Origin of the sequence: Thermoanaerobacterium thermosulfurigenes, assembly GCF_051201035.1 — a bacterium.
In the GTDB taxonomy this organism is placed as follows: Bacteria; Bacillota; Thermoanaerobacteria; order Thermoanaerobacterales; family Thermoanaerobacteraceae; genus Thermoanaerobacterium; species Thermoanaerobacterium thermosulfurigenes.
Map to the genome: position 1 here is coordinate 1 of NZ_JBPODR010000007.1, position 21,452 is coordinate 21,452.

General features: G+C 33.7%; 22 protein-coding genes and 1 pseudogene. 22 read left to right on the forward strand and 1 reads right to left on the reverse strand.

The features are described 5' to 3' along the window. Positions 1–272: pseudogene (locus HNR52_RS03720) on the reverse strand (transposase); the annotation flags it as partial. 380 nt (positions 273–652) lie between these two features. Between HNR52_RS03720 and HNR52_RS03725 the strand changes: the two are divergent. The 22 genes from HNR52_RS03725 (at position 653) to HNR52_RS03830 (ending at position 21,443) form a co-directional block, all read left to right on the forward strand. After that, positions 653–799, forward strand: coding sequence for a hypothetical protein (locus tag HNR52_RS03725; RefSeq protein ID WP_013787914.1), 147 nt, complete (start codon positions 653–655; stop codon positions 797–799). Between the two features lie 36 nt (positions 800–835). Further along, positions 836–1,867 carry an AI-2E family transporter gene (locus HNR52_RS03730; protein WP_013787915.1) on the forward strand — a complete coding sequence of 344 codons (1,032 nt, stop codon included), beginning with the start codon at positions 836–838 and terminating at the stop codon, positions 1,865–1,867. A 107-nt stretch (positions 1,868–1,974) separates the two neighbouring features. Further along, positions 1,975–4,608, forward strand: a complete 2,634-nt coding sequence (gene alaS / locus HNR52_RS03735) for an alanine--tRNA ligase (RefSeq protein ID WP_013787916.1) — start codon at positions 1,975–1,977, stop codon at positions 4,606–4,608. An 83-nt stretch (positions 4,609–4,691) separates the two neighbouring features. Continuing rightward, the gene (locus HNR52_RS03740) at positions 4,692–4,943 is read left to right on the forward strand and encodes an IreB family regulatory phosphoprotein (protein WP_085113667.1); all 252 of its coding nucleotides are present in this window, start codon (positions 4,692–4,694) and stop codon (positions 4,941–4,943) included. A gap of 63 nt (positions 4,944–5,006) precedes the next feature. Next, positions 5,007–5,429: a Holliday junction resolvase RuvX gene (gene ruvX, locus HNR52_RS03745; protein ID WP_013787918.1), complete on the forward strand. Its 423-nt coding sequence runs from the start codon at positions 5,007–5,009 to the stop codon at positions 5,427–5,429. A gap of 63 nt (positions 5,430–5,492) precedes the next feature. Next, positions 5,493–5,798, forward strand: coding sequence for a DUF1292 domain-containing protein (locus HNR52_RS03750; protein ID WP_013787919.1), 306 nt, complete (start codon positions 5,493–5,495; stop codon positions 5,796–5,798). Between the two features lie 319 nt (positions 5,799–6,117). Beyond that, the gene (locus tag HNR52_RS03755; protein WP_013787920.1) at positions 6,118–6,558 is read left to right on the forward strand and encodes a Fur family transcriptional regulator; all 441 of its coding nucleotides are present in this window, start codon (positions 6,118–6,120) and stop codon (positions 6,556–6,558) included. Between the two features lie 148 nt (positions 6,559–6,706). Beyond that, the gene (locus HNR52_RS03760) at positions 6,707–8,377 is read left to right on the forward strand and encodes a ribonuclease J (protein WP_013787921.1); all 1,671 of its coding nucleotides are present in this window, start codon (positions 6,707–6,709) and stop codon (positions 8,375–8,377) included. A 12-nt stretch (positions 8,378–8,389) separates the two neighbouring features. Beyond that, positions 8,390–8,719 (forward strand): YlbF family regulator, encoded by a 330-nt coding sequence (locus HNR52_RS03765; RefSeq protein WP_435619726.1) that lies wholly within the window; start codon positions 8,390–8,392, stop codon positions 8,717–8,719. 102 nt (positions 8,720–8,821) lie between these two features. Next, positions 8,822–9,847, forward strand: a complete 1,026-nt coding sequence (mltG, locus tag HNR52_RS03770; RefSeq protein ID WP_435619727.1) for an endolytic transglycosylase MltG — start codon at positions 8,822–8,824, stop codon at positions 9,845–9,847. A gap of 16 nt (positions 9,848–9,863) precedes the next feature. Next, positions 9,864–10,493 (forward strand): O-methyltransferase, encoded by a 630-nt coding sequence (locus tag HNR52_RS03775; RefSeq protein WP_435619789.1) that lies wholly within the window; start codon positions 9,864–9,866, stop codon positions 10,491–10,493. A gap of 4 nt (positions 10,494–10,497) precedes the next feature. Next, entirely contained in the window at positions 10,498–11,709 is a 1,212-nt protein-coding gene (locus tag HNR52_RS03780; protein WP_435619728.1) for a peptidase U32 family protein, read from the forward strand. 57 nt (positions 11,710–11,766) lie between these two features. Beyond that, positions 11,767–13,371: a peptidoglycan D,D-transpeptidase FtsI family protein gene (locus HNR52_RS03785; RefSeq protein WP_435619729.1), complete on the forward strand. Its 1,605-nt coding sequence runs from the start codon at positions 11,767–11,769 to the stop codon at positions 13,369–13,371. A gap of 66 nt (positions 13,372–13,437) precedes the next feature. Continuing rightward, complete coding sequence (sigK, locus tag HNR52_RS03790; protein WP_013787927.1) at positions 13,438–14,133, forward strand: RNA polymerase sporulation sigma factor SigK; 696 nt, start codon at positions 13,438–13,440, stop codon at positions 14,131–14,133. An 82-nt stretch (positions 14,134–14,215) separates the two neighbouring features. Continuing rightward, positions 14,216–14,710, forward strand: coding sequence for a YqeG family HAD IIIA-type phosphatase (locus tag HNR52_RS03795; RefSeq protein WP_013787928.1), 495 nt, complete (start codon positions 14,216–14,218; stop codon positions 14,708–14,710). 3 nt (positions 14,711–14,713) lie between these two features. Beyond that, positions 14,714–15,565, forward strand: a complete 852-nt coding sequence (gene aroE, locus HNR52_RS03800) for a shikimate dehydrogenase (protein ID WP_013787929.1) — start codon at positions 14,714–14,716, stop codon at positions 15,563–15,565. A 148-nt stretch (positions 15,566–15,713) separates the two neighbouring features. Beyond that, a complete protein-coding gene (locus tag HNR52_RS03805) occupies positions 15,714–17,408 on the forward strand; it encodes a GspE/PulE family protein (protein ID WP_435619730.1) in 1,695 nt (564 codons plus the stop codon). A 27-nt stretch (positions 17,409–17,435) separates the two neighbouring features. Then, positions 17,436–18,488, forward strand: coding sequence for a type IV pilus twitching motility protein PilT (locus tag HNR52_RS03810; RefSeq protein ID WP_013787931.1), 1,053 nt, complete (start codon positions 17,436–17,438; stop codon positions 18,486–18,488). Between the two features lie 25 nt (positions 18,489–18,513). Next, entirely contained in the window at positions 18,514–19,728 is a 1,215-nt protein-coding gene (locus HNR52_RS03815; RefSeq protein WP_013787932.1) for a type II secretion system F family protein, read from the forward strand. A gap of 27 nt (positions 19,729–19,755) precedes the next feature. After that, on the forward strand, positions 19,756–20,148 hold the full coding sequence (locus HNR52_RS03820; protein ID WP_435619731.1) for a competence type IV pilus major pilin ComGC: 393 nt from the start codon (positions 19,756–19,758) through the stop codon (positions 20,146–20,148). A gap of 67 nt (positions 20,149–20,215) precedes the next feature. Then, positions 20,216–20,971: a prepilin peptidase gene (locus HNR52_RS03825; RefSeq protein WP_435619732.1), complete on the forward strand. Its 756-nt coding sequence runs from the start codon at positions 20,216–20,218 to the stop codon at positions 20,969–20,971. 4 nt (positions 20,972–20,975) lie between these two features. Then, positions 20,976–21,443: a prepilin-type cleavage/methylation domain-containing protein gene (locus HNR52_RS03830; protein WP_435619733.1), complete on the forward strand. Its 468-nt coding sequence runs from the start codon at positions 20,976–20,978 to the stop codon at positions 21,441–21,443. Positions 21,444–21,452: the final 9 nt, after the last annotated feature.

Genomic DNA, 21,452 nt, shown 5'->3' on the forward strand with positions numbered 1-21,452 from the left:
CATAGTATGCTTGCTAATAGTTCATCATCTGTAAGATTAAACATTTCTTTTAGTATTAGGGCTCCAATTATTGCGTTTACAGGACTGTTTGGACGGGAAGCGGGATTGTCACTGTACAATACGGAAAAGCGTTTTTCATTGATTGCTGGAAATATGATTTCAGCAAAGCCTTTTGCCCATGAGTTTAAAACAAACTTTCTTGTCCTTTCATCCAAGTTTAAGAATCTGTCATCCATTGTGATTTGTTGATATTCGTTTGGTTTGAATGCCATGGCTATGTATCGCTCCTTCTATTTCTTTTTGTTTATATTTCTATTTTACCATATTTTTAGTTTGCCATGGATGAAAAAATACTTTTGACACCTTAATCAAATATTACTGATTTTTTAATTGTCACGCATAGTACATTTGAAGCTTTTATTTAAGAATATGATGGTTTTACCTAATCATATCCCAAAATACACTTTATTAGGTGTATTTTTTTCTTTAAAAATTAGAATTGTTTTAAAAATGTGTTTTAAAAGATAAAATGGTAGGTTTACTAATTTAAAAAAGTGGAATACTAAAATCATCAAAATCAATTGAAAGAAGTGTTCTTTTATAAAAAATTGACTTGACAAATCGATTGATGTTTAAAGGTAGGAGGGTTATCATGGATGACAAAGGAAAATATTTAAAAGGTTTCTTAACTGGTGCGGCGGCAGCGGCATTTATTTTACCGAGAATCAATTCAAAAAGGGTTAGACAATTAATTCAGATGGGTTTAACTAAAATTGCTCACAGAGCAAATAAAATGTAAAAGGGCTTTTAGCCCTTTTATTTAAAGGTGTTTTATATGAGAATATGCAAAAGATATATTAGATATTTTACATGGATAATTATAATACTTGTTGTATTGTATTTTTTTTACATGAATGCAAATAAAATAAAAGAAATTTTGTTGCCATTGTTGGTTTCTATTATACTTGCATATCTCATAAATCCAATTGTGACATACATTGAAAAAAAAGGTATAAAAAGAGTACAGTCTATAATAATTGTTTATTTTTTGCTAATGATTGTAGTATCGCTTTTTGCTATTTTTATATTTCCAGTAATTGTAAATGAAATGTCAAATCTTTTTAAAATGATACCGGATTATATTAGCCTATTGAATGACAAAGTTAATAATATTAAAAATGATTATTTATCGTACTTACCAAAAGAATTTAATAAAATATTCATTAAGCGAGCAAATATGTTTGATAAGCAAATGGAATTGATAGTTGACAGAGCAATGCAAAGTGTTATTTCAATGACAGGCCATCTTGTAAACTTGATATTATCACCTATTATTACTTTTTACTTACTAAAAGACAAAGAAGTTTTAAAAAATGGCATTAACGAGTTTATACCACAAAAAATGAGAGAAACTTTTTTGAAAATCTTAAAAGATATTGACTATGTCTTAAGTAATTATATTAGAAGCCAAATATATATTTCATTAATAGTGACATTTTTGACGTCAATAGGACTGATGATATTAAGAGTAAAGTATTCTTTGTTAATAGGTATATTAGCTGGCATATTTAATGTAATACCGTATTTCGGACCTATATTAGGTTCGATTCCAGCAGTTGTTATGGGGCTTATGGATTCATTTTATAAAGGCGTATGGTCATTTGTTGTATTTTTTTTAGTACAGCAAATCGAAAGTGCTATAATAGCTCCAAAAATAATGAGCGACAATGTAGATTTGCACCCTATAACAGTTATAATTGCTCTTTTGGTAGGAGAGCAGTTTTTCGGAATATTAGGTATGCTTTTGTCAGTTCCTGTCGTAGCTGTAGTAAAAGTGATATTTAAGGATATTTTTATTAAGGCATAATAGCAATTGTTGACTTTAATTAGGCTTTCTTGTAAAATATACATAAAAAGAGAAGGTTTCTGCCGTCCCTTGTAGGGCGTTTTTTTGTAAGCATAAGGAGGATATATATGGAAAAACTCGGAATGAATGAGATAAGAGAGAAATATCTTAGTTTTTTTGAAAGTAAAGGACACTTGAGGTTGCCAAGTTTTTCGCTCGTGCCTAAAAATGACAAAAGTTTGTTGCTCATCAATGCTGGAATGGCTCCTTTGAAACCGTATTTTACTGGGAAGGAAATTCCACCAAGTAGAAGAGTTACTACGTGTCAGAAATGCATTAGAACACCTGATATAGATAGAGTTGGAAAGACAGCGAGGCACGGGACTTTTTTTGAAATGCTGGGCAATTTTTCTTTTGGCGATTATTTTAAGAAAGAAGCAATACCATGGGCATGGGAGTTTGTGACGAAAGTCTTAGAATTGCCAGAAGATAGATTATGGGTGACTATTTATGAAAACGATGATGAGGCTTTTGAAATATGGAATAAAGTTGTTGGACTTCCACCAGAGAGAATTGTCAGAATGGGTAAAGAAGATAATTTTTGGGAGATTGGAACAGGGCCATGTGGACCGTGTTCAGAAATATATTTTGACAGAGGTGAGGACAAAGGCTGTGGGAAGCCTACTTGCGGTGTTGGTTGTGATTGCGACAGATTTATTGAGTTTTGGAACCTTGTGTTTACGCAATTTGACAAAGATGCAGAAGGAAACTACAATCCACTGCCTAAGCCTAATATAGATACAGGTATGGGGCTTGAAAGAATAGCGACCATAATGCAAGAGGTTGACAGTATATTTGATGTTGATGTGATTCGCGGTATTACTGATTATGTTGGTAAAATGGCTGGTGTAAAATATGGTGCTGATAAGAAAAGCGATGTATCTTTAAGAGTTATTACGGATCATATTAGAGGGGTTACCTTTATGATATCTGATGGGATATTACCATCAAATGAAGGCAGAGGATATGTCTTAAGGAGATTATTAAGAAGAGCAGCAAGATATGGCAAGTTATTAGGACTTGATAGGCCATTTCTATATGATGTAGTGGATGTTGTTGTTGAACATTATAAAGGTGCATACCCTGAAATACAAGAAAGAAAAGAATACATAAAAAAGGTAATAAAAAAAGAAGAAGAACGATTTAAAGAGACGATTGACCAAGGGTTAGATATTCTTGATGGATATATCAATGATTTGAAGGCTTCAGGGAAAAATGTATTGGAGGGCAGTAAAGCATTTAAACTGTATGACACATATGGTTTTCCCATTGAGCTTACTAAAGAAATATTGAGCGAATCTGGTATGTCGGTAGATGAAGATGGATACCAAAAGGAATTAGAGAACCAGAGATTAAGAGCCAGAAGCAGTAGAAAAGAAGATAATGCCCTTTGGGAAAAAGATATTTATTCGACCATGAAAGATATCGAAACAAAGTTTGTTGGTTATGAGGCATTTAAATCGGATGCAAAAGTTTTGGCTATTATAAAGGATGATGAGCTTGTTAATTCTGCTGAAGCGGGAGAAGAAGTAAATATTATTTTAGATATGACGCCGTTTTATGCAGAAAGCGGTGGTCAAGTTGGAGACAGCGGCATAATAAAAAGTGAAGATGTCTATATTAACATAAAAGATTGCAAAAAAGCTGGTGGGAATAAATTTGTCCATATTGGCACTATCGAAAGAGGCATTTTAAATGTAGGTGATACAGTAGAGGCTATAATAGATGAGAAGAATAGAATGAGCACAGCAAGAAATCATACTGCGACACATTTACTGCATAGTGCCTTGAGAAAGTTTATAGGCGACCATGTACATCAAGCAGGATCTTTGGTTACGCCAGATAGACTTAGATTTGACTTTACTCATTATCAAGCGCTTACCGCTTACGAAATTAAGATGATAGAAGATGAGGTTAATGAGAAAATCTACGAGAGCATCGGTGTGTCGATTGACATTATGTCACAGGATGAAGCTATCAAGAAAGGTGCGATGGCACTCTTTCAAGAGAAATATGGTGATGTGGTAAGGGTCGTAAATATTTCTGATTATAGCAAAGAGCTTTGTGGAGGAACCCATGTCACTAATACTATTCAGATAGGAGCTTTTAAAATCATTGCGGAAAGTGGTGTAGCCGCAGGTGTCAGGAGAATTGAAGCTGTGACAGGGTTAGGTGCTTTAGAATTTTTGAACAAAAAAGGAGAATTAATTTCTAATATAGAACAGATACTAAAGGTTAATGAAAAAGACATTGTGGATAGGATCGCTGATTTAAGTCAAACTATAAAGGACTTAGAAAGACAATTGGAACAGCTAAAATCAAAAGTAGTGTTATCAATGTCAGACAAGTTAATTAATTCTGCAGAGGACATAAATGGAATAAAATTTGTTAGTGCTACATTAAATGATTTGGATGTAGATGAGCTTAAGATGATGGGAGATATACTTAAGGACAGATTAAAAAGCACTGTTATAATACTTGCTACAATTAGAGATGAAAAAATTAATTTTGTAGGAATGGCGACGAAAGATGCCATTGAGCGGGGAATTAACGTTGGCAATATCATAAGGGAAATATGCCAAGTTGCAGATGGCAAAGGCGGTGGACGAGCTGATATGGCTCAAGGTGTCGGCAATAATTTAGAAAAGATAAATATAGCTTTAGAAACTTCAAGATCTTTGTTCATTGAAAAACTTAAATAAAAATTTAACTTGACTACTATTCATAGTTTAATATATTATAGTCGTATAATATATTAAATGAAAATCCCATAGAGGTGATAAAAATGGCTGACCGCAATGATGAAACCGTAAGATTTCATTTTGAAAATGAAGACGGTAAAGCAAAAGACATACTGAATTCTGTATATGATGCTTTGTTGGAGAAAGGATATAATCCTATAAATCAGATAGTTGGTTATATTTTGTCAGGTGATCCTACATATATAACAAGCCATAAAAATGCTCGAAATCTTATAAGAAAGATTGAGAGAGATGAATTAGTTGAGGAATTAGTTAAAAATTATTTAGAGAAATAGAGTTTAGCCTCACACGTCTTATAAGTGTGAGGCATATTGTATGCGTGAATGGAGAGAGTAGAATTGCGCACAATAGGTTTAGACGTTGGTGATAAAACCATAGGTATTGCTGTTAGTGACCCATCAGGGCTTATAGCACAAGGAATTAAAACCATAAGAAGAGAAAGTTTAGATAACGATGTATTTGAGATAAAGAAGATTATAGATGCGTTTAAAGTAGAGGAAATTGTCGTTGGTTTTCCTAAAAATATGAATGGTACAATAGGAGCTCAAGGGCAGAAAGTGATCAATTTTGTGGAGTATTTAAAAGAAGAAATTGATTTACCTATAATGTTGTGGGATGAAAGGTTGACGACAGTCGAGGCTAATAGGATGCTTGTGGAAAATGCTGACATGAGAAGGGACAAGAGAAAGAAAGTCATAGATAAACTGGCAGCCACGATAATTTTACAAGGGTATCTTGATTACAAAAGGAAATCAATTTAACTTGACAGGAAATTTTTTGTATACTACAATGGGATTATCGGTATAAGAAATGAGGTGATTTTGTTGGATAATGAATTTAATAATGACATTATTGAGCTTATCGACGAAAATGGCAATGAAGTAGACTTTGAACTAATTTCATCTTTTGAACTTGATGACACAAGGTATGCTGTTGTTGCACCGATAGACAGTGAAAGCGATGATGCGTATATTTTGAGAGTTGAGCAAGATGAAAATGGTGAGGACATATTTGTCGGAATAGATGACGAAGATGAGTTTAATGATGTAGTAGAAGCTTACAATGAATTATTGGAAGAATATGAATGTGATGATGATTGTGACTGCCACCACCATCATGATGACGAATAGATATACCTTGAAGGTATATCTATTTTTTATTAATCAAAAACATCTCGAATAACAAATATTACCTGGGAAATAACACCATCGAAACTTTTTTATTGTCGTTTTCAAAAAATACGTTATTTATCTTAAAAGATGGATGCTTTATGTGCAAATAAAGGATTTATAAAAATATTTTTAATTTCAATTGAAAATACATCTTTTTTTGTGTTAATATAAGGTTATATTAATGATAAAGCTAATTTTATTTTTGCAAAAATAGTTGACAATTGAGAATATAATGCATAAACTTTTATAAACAGGTAAAATGTAAGGTGGTGAAAAAGTGAACGAAATAGATGATATAAAGGAGAATTTGAAGCAAAAAGGATTTAAGTTGACCACACAGAGAAGGGCAATACTTGACGTTATAATAGAAAATCGCGAAAAGCATTTGTCGTCAGAGGAAATATATGATCTCGTAAAGGAAAAATATCCAGAGATAGGTCTTGCTACTGTCTACAGGACTTTGCAGCTCTTTGATGAAATGGGTATAATATACAAATTAAATTTTGATGATGGACGCAGCAGATATGAGCTTTATCACAATGAAGATCATCAACACCACCATTTGATTTGTTTAAAATGTGGTAGTGTGATAGAGATGGAAGGGGATTTGTTAGAAAACCTAGAAGAAGCGATAGAAAATACAAAGAATTTTCAAATAATCGATCATAATGTGAAATTTTTTGGATATTGTAGCAAATGCAAACAAAATAAAAATTAGGCCTGTCAGATTGACGGGCTTAATTTTTATATCTACTTGAAGATAAGCACTAAATAAAGTATAATACAATTAATTAGTGTGTTGTACGGGTAATGTTTTATCGTTGTTGGTTAAAATATTATTAGCGATATTAGCGAAGAAGGGAGATATGTATTTGACAAATAAGACAAAATTAAAAATCATACCTTTGGGCGGGTTAAATGAGATCGGGAAAAATATGACTGTAATTGAGTACGGAAATGACATTATTGTCATTGACTGCGGTCTTGCTTTTCCTGATGACGAGATGTTGGGTATAGATCTTGTCATCCCAGACATTTCGTATTTATTAAAAAACAAAGAAAAAGTTAAAGCTATCGTTTTAACGCATGGGCATGAAGACCATATTGGAGCATTGCCTTATGTTTTAAGGCAATTAAATGTGCCTGTGTATGGGACACGTTTGACGCTTGGCTTAGTTGAGTACAAATTAAAAGAAAATGGGCTTTTAAGAGATAGCAAATTGGTAACGGTGAAACCTCGAGAGACAGTGACGTTTGGGCAACTTAGAGTAGAGTTTATAAGAACATCTCACAGCATTGCTGATTCGGCAGCACTGGCTATTCATACACCTGTTGGAGTTGTATTTCACTCTGGCGATTTTAAGATAGACTTTACCCCAATTGGTGGAGAAGTAGCTGATTTCCATAGATTTGCTGAATTAGGAGAACAAGGGGTTCTTGTCATGATGTGTGATAGTACAAATATAGAAAGACCAGGTTATACGATGTCTGAAAAAACTGTAGGAGACACATTTGACAATATATTTAGAAAAGCTGAACAGAGGATAATCGTAGCTACATTTGCATCAAACATTCATCGCGTTCAACAGATAATTGATTCTGCTTACAAGTATGGAAGAAAAGTTTCGATTTCAGGACGAAGCATGATAAATGTCATAAATGTTGCCAATGAATTAGGGTATTTAAGCATACCAGAAGGTACACTTATAGACATCGATGAAGCCAATAAACTTCCGTATGGTGAAGTGGTCATTATTACCACCGGAAGCCAAGGAGAGCCCATGTCAGCGTTGACAAGGATGGCATCTTCAGAACACAAAAAGGTTGAGATAGTGCCAGGTGATACAGTTGTAATATCTGCTTCTGCCATACCTGGTAACGAAAAATTAATATCAAGGGTGATAAATCAACTGTTCAAAAAAGGCGCAGAAGTAATATACGATGCATTGGCTGATGTACATGTATCTGGACACGCATGCCAAGAAGAAATCAAGTTGCTCCACACACTAATAAGACCACAATTTTTTATTCCCGTACATGGAGAATATAGGCATTTGAAGCAACATGCAAAGTTAGCCGAAGATCTTGGCATGGATCCTAAGAATATATTTATTGCTGATAATGGTACAGTGATTGAATTTACAAAAAATTCAGGTCGGATTGCTGGCACGGTAACTGCAGGTAAAGTATTGGTTGATGGCTTAGGCGTTGGTGACGTAGGAAATATAGTCTTAAGAGATAGGAAACATCTTTCTCAAGATGGTTTATTGGTGGTAGTTGTTACCATATCTAAAGAAAAAGGTTCTGTAATAGCTGGACCTGATATAATATCGAGAGGTTTTGTATATGTGAGAGAGTCAGAGGATTTGATGGAGGAAGCCAAAAATCTTGTTAAAGAAACTCTTTCACAGTGCGAAAAGGATGATATAACGGAATGGTCGTCTATAAAGACTATGATTAAAGAATGTTTAAGCAGCTTTTTATATGAAAAAACAAAGAGAAATCCAATGATATTGCCTATAATAATGGAAATATAGGAGGATTAAGATATGAACGTATACGATAAAGCGTATGAATTAAAAAGAGCAATAGAAGAGCTGCCTGAATATAAAGCATTTAAAGATGCATTCAAAAAAATTGAGTCCAATGAGCAAAATAAAAAAATGTTAGAAGATTTTAGAAAAAAACAATTAGAAATTCAGACAAAAGAACTGACGGGAAAAGAAATAACAAAAGAAGATGAAGAAATGTTAAAAAAGCTTTATGACATACTAAGCTTAAATCCTGAATTAAATGCTTATCTCGCTGCGGAATACAGCTTTTCTCGCATAATGGATGACATTACAAAGATTATAATGGATGTTGTTAATTTAAAATAGCAAATAAGAACAAGTGGGCTAAAAACCTTACTTGTTTTTATTTGTATATAATTATATAATCTTTGTATAAAGTGTCGATTTTTGATTTGAGGAGAGCTCATGATGATAAATGTAAAGGGGAAAGTAAAGAAAAGATCTCTTGTTACGATTGTTATTGTAGTTTTTTTTATCATATCAGCGGCTATATATTATGAGAGTCTATTTAAGCCTGTTGATAATAATCCGACTGAAAAAGAAGTTGTCATACCACAAGGCTCCTCGACTGTAGAAATTGCTAAGATATTGCGAAATAAAGACTTAATAAAAAGCGAGTGTTTTTTTATTTTTCGTTCAAAGTTTTACGATGATGGCGTTCAAATGAAAGCTGGAAAGTATCTTTTAAGTTCAAATATGACTACGGATGAGATAATTAAGAAGTTAAAAGATGGAAAGGTTATATTAGATACTGTTAAATTCACTATACCAGAAGGGTTTACTGTAAGTGAGATTGCAGACCGCTTGCAACAGATGGGTATAGTCAAGAAAAGCGATTTTATGAATGAAGCTCAAAATGGTGTTTTTAATTATGAGTTTTTAAAGGATATTCCTAAAGATAGACCAGATCGATTAGAAGGATATCTTTTTCCTGACACATATGTTATAAAGAAAGGTACCAGTGCTCATGATATTATAAATCTTATGCTGTCAAGGTTTGACGAAATATATAAATCCTATATAAAAGGGAAAGAGACGAATGTTGGCATGACTACCGACAAAATTGTGATAATAGCGTCAATGATTGAGAAAGAAGCTAAAATAGACAAAGATAGACCGCTTATCGCTGGTGTAATATACAACAGGCTAAATAAAAACATGAAATTGCAGATTGACGCTACTGTGGAATATGCTTTAGGAGAGCACAAAGACAAATTATCTCTTGATGACTTAAAAGTTAATTCACCATATAATACTTATTTGCACTATGGATTGCCAATAGGGCCAATTAGCAATCCAGGCTTAAAGTCTATAGAAGCAGCTATAGATCCAGCAAAACATGACTATTACTACTATGTAGCTCAAACTGATGGTTCTCATATTTTTAGCAAGACTTATATAGATCAGTTGAATGCGGAAAAAAAGGTTAATTGATTTAGAGGTGCCGTTTATGATAGATAGCGACATAAAATTTATAAGGCAATTGTTTGATTTAAGTCAAGGGCTGCTTAAAGAAATCGAAAGTTATGCAAGTGATAATTTTATTCCGATCGTAAAACCTGAAGTTGCAAAATTTTTGGAGACAATTATAAAAATCAAGCAACCAGAAAATATTTTAGAAATAGGCACAGCCATTGGCTATTCTTCTATCGTGATGCTATTAGCTTATGAAAATTGTAAAATTCTTACCATCGAGAAAGACATGGATATGGCTGAGATAGCAAAAGAGAATTTTCTTAAAGCATCTCTATTAGATAGGGTTGAACTTATAAAAGGTGATGCTTTGGACGTTTTGCCTTGTCTTAATAAAAAGTATGACTTAATATTTATTGATGCAGCGAAAGGCCATTACAAGGAATTTTTTGACGAATCTTTAAGGTTATTAAGCGATAGAGGTATTTTGATTTGCGATAATATTTTGTATAAAGGCTATGTTGCTGCTGAAAAGCATGTAAAACATAAGCGTAGAACGATAGTTTATAGGATGAGAGATTTTATTTTATATGTTTTAAACAAGACAGGAATATCTACGTCGATTATTCCTATTGGTGATGGTTTGTCTATAAGCGTAAAGGAGTGAAAAAATGGTTGAGTTATTATCACCGGCCGGTGATTTAGAGAGGGTAAAAGTTGCGATAAATTATGGAGCAGATGCCGTTTATTTCGGTGGAAACAATTATGGACTTAGAGCTACAGTCGGCTTTAGCATGGATGAGATCAAATATGCAGTTGAATATGTTAAAAATCATGGTAAAAAAGCTTATTTAACTGTAAACATATTTCCTCACAATGATGATCTCATAGGATTGCCAGAATATATATATGAAGTTAGTAAAACTGGAATAGACGCAGTGATAGCTTCTGATCCAGGTGTATTTTCGATAATCAAGGAAGTTGCACCAAAACTTGAGATTCATATAAGCACACAAGCTAACAACGTTAATTATAGAAGCGCAATTTTTTGGCATGAATTAGGGGCAAAGCGCATTGTTTTGGCTAGAGAATTGTCTTTGGAAGAGATAAGGCAGATAAGACAAAAAACTCCAAACGATTTAGAATTGGAGGTTTTTGTTCACGGTGCAATGTGCATTTCATATTCGGGAAGATGCCTTCTAAGTAATTATTTAACAGGAAGAGATGCAAACAAAGGCGAATGTACGCATCCATGCAGGTGGAAGTATTATCTTGTTGAAGAAAAAAGGCCTGGACAGTACATGAGAATAGAGGAAGATGACAGAGGGACATATATAATGAATTCAAAAGATCTATGCATGATAAAATACATTCCAGATATTATCGAAGCTGGCGCAACCAGCCTAAAGATAGAAGGCAGAAACAAAAGCTCGTATTATGTTGCTGTTGTGACAAAAGCTTATAGAAAAGCAATTGATGATTATCTGGAATTTGGCGATAGATATGTTTTTGATGAAGGCCTTTTAGAAGAATTGGGGAAAGTCAGTAATAGAGACTTTACGACTGGTTTTTATTTTGGGAAACCTGGTTCTGAATCACACAATTATGATTCTTCCTCATACATCAGGAATTACAATATTGTTGGAATGGTGATTGATTACGATGATAAAAGTGGAATGGCTGTAATAGAGCAAAGAAACAGATTTTTTTCAGGTGATGTAATAGAGATCATAGGTCCTAAAGACATGTTTGTGGAGACTATTGATAAAATGTATGATATAGAAGGCAATGAAATCGGAGTTGCACCGCATCCACAGATGATTGTAAAGATTCCATTAAAGAGGAAGGTAGAAAAATATTACATTCTTAGAAAAAAAGCATAGCTTAGTGAATGTTAAACTCCTTTAAGGGAAATAATAAACCCGGAAAGGAGTTTTTTTATGAATAGGAAAAACCTTAGATTTATTGTTTTAAATATCATAACTACATTTCTTATCTTATCATTATTGATAAGGCTTTTTTATATACAATACGTAAAAGGTGAAACATACGCTAAAATTGCTGTAGATCAAAAAATTCAAAGTTTGAATTTAGACAAAAAACGTGGAGAAATATACGATAGAAATTTAATTCCTTTTACAGACAGAACTTCAACAAAGTACGTGTATGCAATCCATGGATTGATCATCAATAAAAAAAATGCATCAGAAATAATAAATAAACTAACTGGTATTTCAGAAAGTGAAATATACGGAAACTTAAATGAAGGCAAAGATATTCTTAGTTATAAAGTTAGATATACATACGACGGAAATTTGCCTGTCGGAATCTTTATACTGAATATTCCTCAAAGATATGATTCTAATTCATTGGCAAGACACATAATAGGATACAGTGGTAGCGCTAATTATGGATTGGAAGACACATTCAACAAAATTTTAAGCACTAATGGATATGATTCTATAGCTGTATTTAAAGACAACAATAATGACTATTTAAAAGGATTGGGTGTAAAAATAAGAAGCACTGATAAAAATGTATACTCGATTCAGACAACACTCGATTATCATATTCAAAAAGCGGTAGAAAATATTTTGGATAAAAACAATATTAACGGTGCTGCTGTTGTTTTAAGTGTAAAAAATGGAGATATTTTAGCAATGGCTTCAAGGCCCAACTACGACCAAAATAAAGTTAGCGATTATCTAAACAGTAAAAACGAAGAATTGCTGAATAAAGCAGTGATGGATTATCCCCCGGGGTCCATTTTTAAAATAATAGTGGCATCTGCTGCATTAGAAAATAAAAAAGTTAACATATACGATAACTTTATTGACGAACCGTATATAAACATCGATGGTGTGGTTTACCATAATTTTATGGATGAGTCAAATGGATTGATTAACATGATCAAAGCATTTGAAGTCTCATCAAATACGACATTTATAAAAATTGGGCAAAAGACAGGCGGCAGCGATATAATAGAAATGGCAAAAAAATTTGGCATAACAAAAGATGATAATCTGCCGATAGAGGAGCAAATTGGCACATTGCCATCCTTGGAAAATACATTAGGTGCTGGCATAGGAAATCTTTCAATTGGACAGGGAGATGTTACCATGACTCCACTGCAAGCTGCTGATGTTGCAGCGACCATTGCCAATGACGGTATAAGAAATGTTCCTAATCTTTTAAAAGCTATTATTGATGAAAATGGCAATATTGTAGAAAATCTACACAAGGCAGACTCATACAGAGTTATAAGCGAAAGCACAGCAGAAAGTGTAAAAGAAATGATGAGAGATGTTGTGGTAAATGGAACTGGAAAAAACGCAGAAACCGAGTATAAGTCGGCAGGAAAAACTGGTTCGGCTGAGGTAAACAGGGAGAAAAATATCTATCATGCATGGTTTACTGGTTTTGTTCCTTATGATGAGCCTGTTTATGCAATATCAGTCTTTGTTAAAAATGGCGATATAGGCGGAATTAAAGCGGCTCCAATATTTAAACAAATAGCTGAAGAAATAATGAAATACTATAAATGAGACTTGCACCAAAGATTTTAAGTTGCATATATTTAATATGTGACTTAAAATGTGGAGGTGGCCTTTATGTTGGCTGCGCTTATAGCGCTTGTGACATCAATCGTGAAAGACATAATCAATTTCGGCTATTTAACAAATGCTAATTCATTTCCCCAACCTCTTACAGCAGAAGAAGAAAGAAAGTATTTTGAAGCCTTTAAAAACGGTGATGAAGAAGCGAAGAATATTTTGATAGAAAGAAACTTAAGGCTTGTGGCGCATGTTGTTAAAAAGTACAGCAATGCTGGTAAAGATGTAGATGATTTAATATCCATAGGAACAATAGGTCTTATTAAAGCGATTTTAACTTATGATTCTTCAAAAGGAACTCATTTGGCAACATATGCGGCTCGATGCATTGAAAACGAAATATTGATGTCATTGCGAGCTGAAAAGAAGATAAAATCTGAAATATCTTTGCATGATCCTATAGGAGTTGATAAAGAGGGCAATGAGATTTCGCTTATAGATATTTTAGGGACTGAGACAGACGAGGTAAGTGATCAAGTAGAATTAAGGATGCAAGTCAAAAAACTGTACCACAAGTTAAATAGTGTTCTTAAAAACAGGGAAAAATTAATAATTGAATTAAGGTATGGTCTCATAAATGGTGGTGCAAAAACTCAGAGGGAAATAGCGAAAATGTTAGGGATTTCAAGATCTTACGTATCGAGAATAGAAAAAAAGGCATTAAACAAGTTATTTAAAGAAATGACGATGTAAATGTGATCTAAAGTTTTTAATCCAAATGCTGTCTATATTGACAGTTTATTTTTTTGTAAAGTATAATTAAAGTAAGTTTGGGGTGAATTTATTGTATAAAAAATTGATACCAGATATGTATGCTAATTCAATATACGATATAGACTTTGAAAACTTAAAAAAAAGAGGAATAACATCATTGATTTTTGATATTGACAATACGCTTGTACCGCAAAAGGTTTTAAATCCTGATCGAAAAGTAATTAACTTGTTTAAATTTTTGAAGTCAAAAGGCTTTAAAGTTTGCCTTATATCAAACAATACAACGAAAAGAGTTAATAATTTTACTAAAGATACAGGTGTAAAAGGCATTTCATGGGCTATAAAGCCGAGAAAGTCTGCTTTTTATAAGGCTTTGGAAATGCTTGACTCTACGCCTGATGAAACTGCTATTATTGGCGATCAAATTTTTACTGACATACTTGGGGGGCATAGAGTCGGACTTTTTACGATACTTGTAAGACCTTTGTCAAGCGAAGAGTTTGGATGGACTAAAATCATGAGAAAATTAGAAAAAAAGGTTCTGAAAAAGGTGTGAAAAATGAATATTAATTCTAAAACAAGCATTTATGGTATAATTGGGCATCCAATAGGACATAGTTTATCGCCTTTGATACATAACTATGCCTTTGAAAATCTCGATTTTAATTCGGTTTACGTTTCTTTTGATGTAAATGAAGAAGATTTAAAAGATGCAATTATAGGTATAAAAGCATTAGGCATAAAAGGCCTTAATGTTACTGTTCCACATAAGGAAAGTGTGATAAAGTATCTTGATCGTATTTCAGATGAAGCAAAACTTATTGGAGCAGTGAACACAATAAAAAATAATAGTGGTTCATTGGAAGGATACAATACCGATGTAACAGGTTTTATGGAATCGCTAAAAGAACACAACGTGGATGTTGTAGGCAAAAATGCAGTTATTTTAGGTGCTGGTGGTGCTGCCAAAGCTGTGGCCGTAGGATTAGCACTTTTAGGAGCTAAGTCAATATATGTATGCAATAGATCGATAGATAAAGCAAAGGAACTTAGCATTCATATGGAAAATAATTTTAACATTAAAAGTTTAGGAATATCGTATAACGATCTAAATATGTTAGATGAGATTGATATACTGATAAACGCTACCAGTGTCGGTATGCATCCGAATGTAGATGTGTCGCCAATTGGAGAAGATGTAGTTGCAAAAGCGAAATTTGTTTATGATATTATATATAATCCTGAAAAGACGTTATTTCTAAGCTATGCGGAGAAATACCGCATAAAATACATCAATGGGCTTGATATGCTTATAAATCAGGCAATTGATTCATTTAAAATTTGGACTGGAGCAAATTTCGATAAAAAAATTATTTTAAATTTTCTTAAAAAGAAGGATTTTGTTAAATAATGTAGAATATAATTTAGTGTGTGATTTTAATTTTCATAGATTTGATTGAGATAGATGATGTGAGTCTATATTTGGGCGCTTTATGACTCATTGATATAGTGGCGCAACCGGCATCATTGTCGGGTTTATTTATTTTGGAGGGGCCTTGATGATAAAAAAGAAATTGGGAGATCTTCTTGTGGAAGTTGGTCTTTTAGACGAAAATCAGCTCAATAATGCGATAAAGATACAAAAAAAGACTGGTGAAAAGTTGGGTAAAATTCTTGTAAAAGAAGGATACCTAACAGAGGAGCAGATCATTGAGGCTTTGGAGTTTCAATTGGGCATACCTCATATAGACATGAAAAAGGTATTTATAGATGCTAATGTGGCAAAGCTTATACCTGAATCAATGGCTAAAAGGCACGTTGCAATACCTATAAAAAAAGAAAACAATAGCATCTTTGTTGCAATGGCAGATCCTCTTAATATCTTTGCCATTGATGACATTAAACTTATTACGAAGCTTGATGTGAAGCCATTGATTGCTTCCGAAGATGGTATAATGAAGGCTATTGATAGAGTTTTTGGAAAAGAAGAAGCTGAAAGGGCTGTTCAAGACTTTAAAAAAGAGCTAAGCCATGATAGCGCTGAAGGCGACAGCAATTTATTAAAGGATATTTCAGAAGATGAGATTAACAATGCACCTGCAGTAAGATTGGTAAATTCCATTATCGAACAAGCGGTGAAAAACCGCGCATCTGATGTCCATATAGAGCCTACTGAAAATGATTTGAGAATAAGGTTTAGAATCGATGGTGAACTGCATGAGGCAATGAGGGTATTTAAAAGCACGCAAGGGCCAGTTATCACCAGAATAAAAATCATGGCAAATATGAATATTGCCGAAAGAAGGATACCTCAAGATGGGAAAATCGAAATGAATGCAGGCAGCAAAAATATCGATATAAGAGTTTCTTCTTTGCCTACAATCTACGGCGAAAAGCTCGTGCTTAGGATATTGGATAAAAGCGGTTATATTATAACAAAAGATAAATTGGGGTTAAATAGTGATGATATGAAATTATTTGACAATTTGCTTAAACATCCAAATGGCATAATTCTTCTTACTGGACCTACAGGAAGTGGTAAAACCACGACACTTTATGCTATGTTAAATGAGCTTAATAAACCTGACAAAAATATAATAACTGTTGAAGACCCTGTTGAATATACTCTTGAAGGGTTAAATCAAGTTCAAGTCAACGAAAAAGCTGGCCTTACATTTGCTTCTGCTTTAAGATCGATACTAAGGCAGGATCCAGACATAATAATGATTGGTGAAATAAGAGACAGAGAGACTGCTGAAATAGCCATAAGGTCTTCTATAACAGGTCATCTTGTATTATCTACATTACATACGAATGATTCTGCAGGCGCCATAACAAGGCTTATCGATATGGGGATTGAACCATATCTTATTTCTTCATCTGTTGTTGGTGTTATAGCTCAAAGGTTGGCGAGGAAAATATGCGATAACTGCAAAACAGAATATGATGCTAGCAAAAGAGAAAAGATTATTTTAGGGTTAGATACCGATGAACCACTTAAATTGTACAAATCAAAAGGGTGTGCTGTTTGCAATAAGACTGGTTTTCGCGGCAGAGTTCCTATATATGAGATAATGATAATGACGCCTAAGATAAAAGAGCTTACAAATGAGAGGGCTCCAGCGGATGTAATTTTAAATGAAGCTGTATCAAATGGTATGAATACGCTTAAAGAAAGTGCAAAGAAGCTTGTCCTATCAGGTGTAACTACTGTAGATGAGATGTTACGCCTTACATACGATGATGCTTATTAACATTAAATAATTGCTAAAGGTGATACGATGAAAACAAGTGAACTTCTGGCTATGGTTGTAGAAAAAGGCGCATCTGATTTGCATATAACAGTTGGCGTTCCTCCGGTACTTAGGATTAATGGGCAACTTATAAAACTGGATTTACCTCAATTAACACCTCAAGATACTGAAGAAATAACAAAAGATTTGCTTTCAAGCGATGAGCTAAAAAAACTTGAAGATGCAGGTGATATTGACCTATCGTATTCAGTAAAAGGGCTAGGAAGGTTTAGGATAAATGCTTATAAGCAAAGGGGAACATATAGCCTTGCCATAAGATCTGTCGCTTTGAGAATTCCGACAATTGATGAATTAGGACTTCCAGAAGTGATTAAAGATCTTGCGCTTAAAACCCGTGGTCTCATAATTGTTACAGGGCCTACAGGCAGCGGAAAATCTACGACATTGGCATCTATGATCGATTTAATAAACGAAGAACGTAATTGTCATATATTGACCCTGGAAGATCCTATTGAATATTTGCATAAGCACAAAAAAAGTATAGTAAATCAAAGAGAAATCGGGCATGATGCTTTGTCATACGCCAGTGCATTAAGGGCAGCATTAAGAGAGGACCCTGATGTGATACTGGTTGGAGAAATGAGGGATCTTGAGACGATACAGATAGCTATAACAGCGGCTGAGACGGGGCATCTTGTGTTATCCACTTTACATACCATAGGTTCGGCAAAGACTATCGACAGGATTATAGATGTTTTTCCGCCGCATCAGCAACAGCAGATAAAAGTACAGCTTTCAAATGTCTTAGAAGGGATTATATCGCAGCAATTATTGCCTAAAATAGATAATTCAGGGCGAGTCGTCGCCGTAGAAGTTATGATAGCTACACCTGCAATAAGAAATTTAATAAGAGAAGGGAAGTCATTTCAAATACAATCGATGGTGCAGACAGGGAATAAATTTGGAATGGTGACAATGGATATGTGGATATCGCAGCTATTAAAGAGAAATTTGATTTCTATGGACGATGCACTTACATATTGTGTTGATAGAGAAAACTTTTCTCGATTAGTAGTATAAGATAATGCTTGAAAGGGTGGCTCAGATGCCAACTTATACATATAAGGCAAGGGATATGGATGGAAATCTTATAACAGGCACTTTGGAACTTGATACATTATCGTCATGTGTAGACAGCTTGAAGCAGAAAAACTATTATATATTAGATGTCAAAGAAAAAGTGGAGAAGAAGGATATTTTTGAAAGTATCAATTCTTCACGTAAAGTGAAGGTAAAGGATATAGCTGTGTTTTGCAGGCAGTTTTCTGTTCTCATAAATGCAGGTATTCCTATTGTTGCATCACTTGCTACTTTGTCTGAGCAAGTTGAAAATAAAAGGTTGAAAAAAGCCTTAACTGATGTATATGAAGATGTGCAGAAGGGTAAAACCCTTTCAGAATCAATGAGAAAACATCCAGATGTATTTCCAATGCTTTTATTCAATATGATAGAAGCAGGAGAAGTAAGTGGTACTTTAGACAAAGTATTAAATGAGATGGCTGAACATTTTGAGAAAGAAAACAATTTAAACCAAAAGATAAAATCAGCTTTAGCATATCCTGCGATTGTATCCATCGTTGCAGTATTGGTAGTCGTATTTCTTGTTACAAATGTCCTTCCTACATTTGTAGGCATGTTTAAAAATGCAGGAGCACAATTACCGACGCCGACATTGATACTTTTAGGATTAAGCGATTCTATAGCACATTATTGGTATGTTTATTTAGGGAATATTGTATTATTAATCTTTGTACTTTTAAGAACTATAAAAACAGATAGGGGAAGAGAATTATTTGATTTTTTGATGTTAAAGATACCAATATTTGGCCCACTAAATGTGAAGATCATTACATCAAGGTTTACAAGGACGTTATCAACACTTATAGGTTCAGGGATTCCATTGATGGAATCATTGTCTGTTGTAGAAAAAGTAGTGGGGAATACTGTTGTGGCGAATGGCTTAAAAAAAGCTGAAGAAGAGATAAAAAGGGGAAACGGGCTTGCATTGCCTTTAAAGAAAATCGATATATTTCCGCCAATGGTTATTCAAATGATAAAGGTTGGAGAAGATTCGGGATCACTGGACAGTATATTAAAGAAAACGGCGGATTTTTACGACAGCGAAGTTGATACAGCTGTATCCCAGATGACTACATTGATTGAACCATTAATAATAGTCTTACTGGCGTCAATAGTAGGATTTATAGTAGTATCCATAGTGATGCCGATGTTCCAGATGTACAATTTTATAGGTCAATAAACAAATTATGGGAAGGGGGTGAAAAGAATGGCATGGTTTGTGAAGGCATTGAATAAAGATGAAAAAGGTTTTACATTGATTGAATTGATTGTAGTAATAGCAATACTTGGAATACTTGCAGCAATCGCAGTACCGAGAGTAACAACATCATTGAGTAATGCAAAAGCGAGTGCAAATAAAGCAAGTTTGAAGATCATACAGGATGCTGTAGAAAGATACTATGTAGAAAATAACAATACATATCCAACAGATCTTCAAACTTTAGTTAATAGTGGATACTTAGACAGTTTGCCTAAAACAGCTGAAGGTGATAACTTCCAATATAATGCAACTACAGGAATAGTTTCAATTCCTAATGGTGATGCTGGTGCTGGTAGTTCGCAATCAAGTGGCAATTCTGGATCGTCTAACAATTCTTGATAATTAATTTAGTATTTTGTTTCGGGCACCAATGGTGCCCGCATATACCTATATCAAGGAGGCAGAAATGTTTATTCTATATATACTTGTTTTTGTATTTGGCACAATAATTGGTAGTTTTTTAAATGTAGTCATATACAGGTTTCCCAGGAATGAGTCAATTGTTTATCCTCCATCACATTGTACAAATTGTGAAAGTGAGTTAAAGCCGTATGATTTAGTTCCCATAGTAAGCTACATATTTCTAAGAGGCAGATGTAGATACTGTGGAAATAGAATATCAATAAGATATCCTATTGTTGAACTTTTAACAGGACTCATATATCTTATTTTATTTATCTATTTTGGCATATCTATAAAGTCGCTGTCGTATGCATTTTTAGAATCATTATTGATTGTCATAACATTTATGGATATGGAACATAAGATAATACCAAACAAAGTAATTTTGATAGGATTAATAGCTGGAGTAGCATTTAGGTTGATTATGATTAATTACGGCGTATGGGACTACATTGTAGGTTTTTTAGTAGGTGGTGGAGTGCTTCTTTTTATATCTTTATTGTCAGGAGGAGGAATGGGCGGTGGAGATATAAAACTTATGGCTATGATTGGTCTTTTTATAGGCTGGAAGCTTACTATATCAACGCTTTTTCTGGCAGTTGTATTAGGTGCCGTTGGCGGTATCGTCTTGGTTTTGTTTAAAATAAAAACGAGAAAAGATTATATACCTTTTGGACCGTATATAAGCATTGCCTGTATTATCTCTATATTATACGGATACGATTTGCTAAATATGTATATAAAGCTTATAAGAGGTTGAAAGAATGCAAAGATGTGTGAAAGCAAATGAAAGTGGATTAACTCTAATAGAGTTAATAACGATAGTATCGATATTTTCTATCATCGTATTGATAGCAGTTCCAAAGACAGATTTTTTCAATGCAAAAACTTCGGAAATGCGTCTAAAAATGTTGGCGTACGAACTTATAAGTGACATAAGGTATGTCCAATACAAAAATATATATGAAAACGAAAGCTTGTATTTAACCATACAGACTGATCATAAAGGGTATTACATAAATAAACCAGGTACAATGGTAAAAAGAGTAAAGACAAAGAAGTTTCCTGATGGAATAACTATGTACAGCGACAATTCAGCACAAATATCCTTTTCAAATCAAGGAGCTCCAATACCTGGTGGCTGCACTATAAGCTTATTAAATTCAAATAAAAGGTTAGACATAACCATTTTGCCTGCTACAGGAAGAGTAATGATAAAGGGGAATTATTGAGGTGAAGCA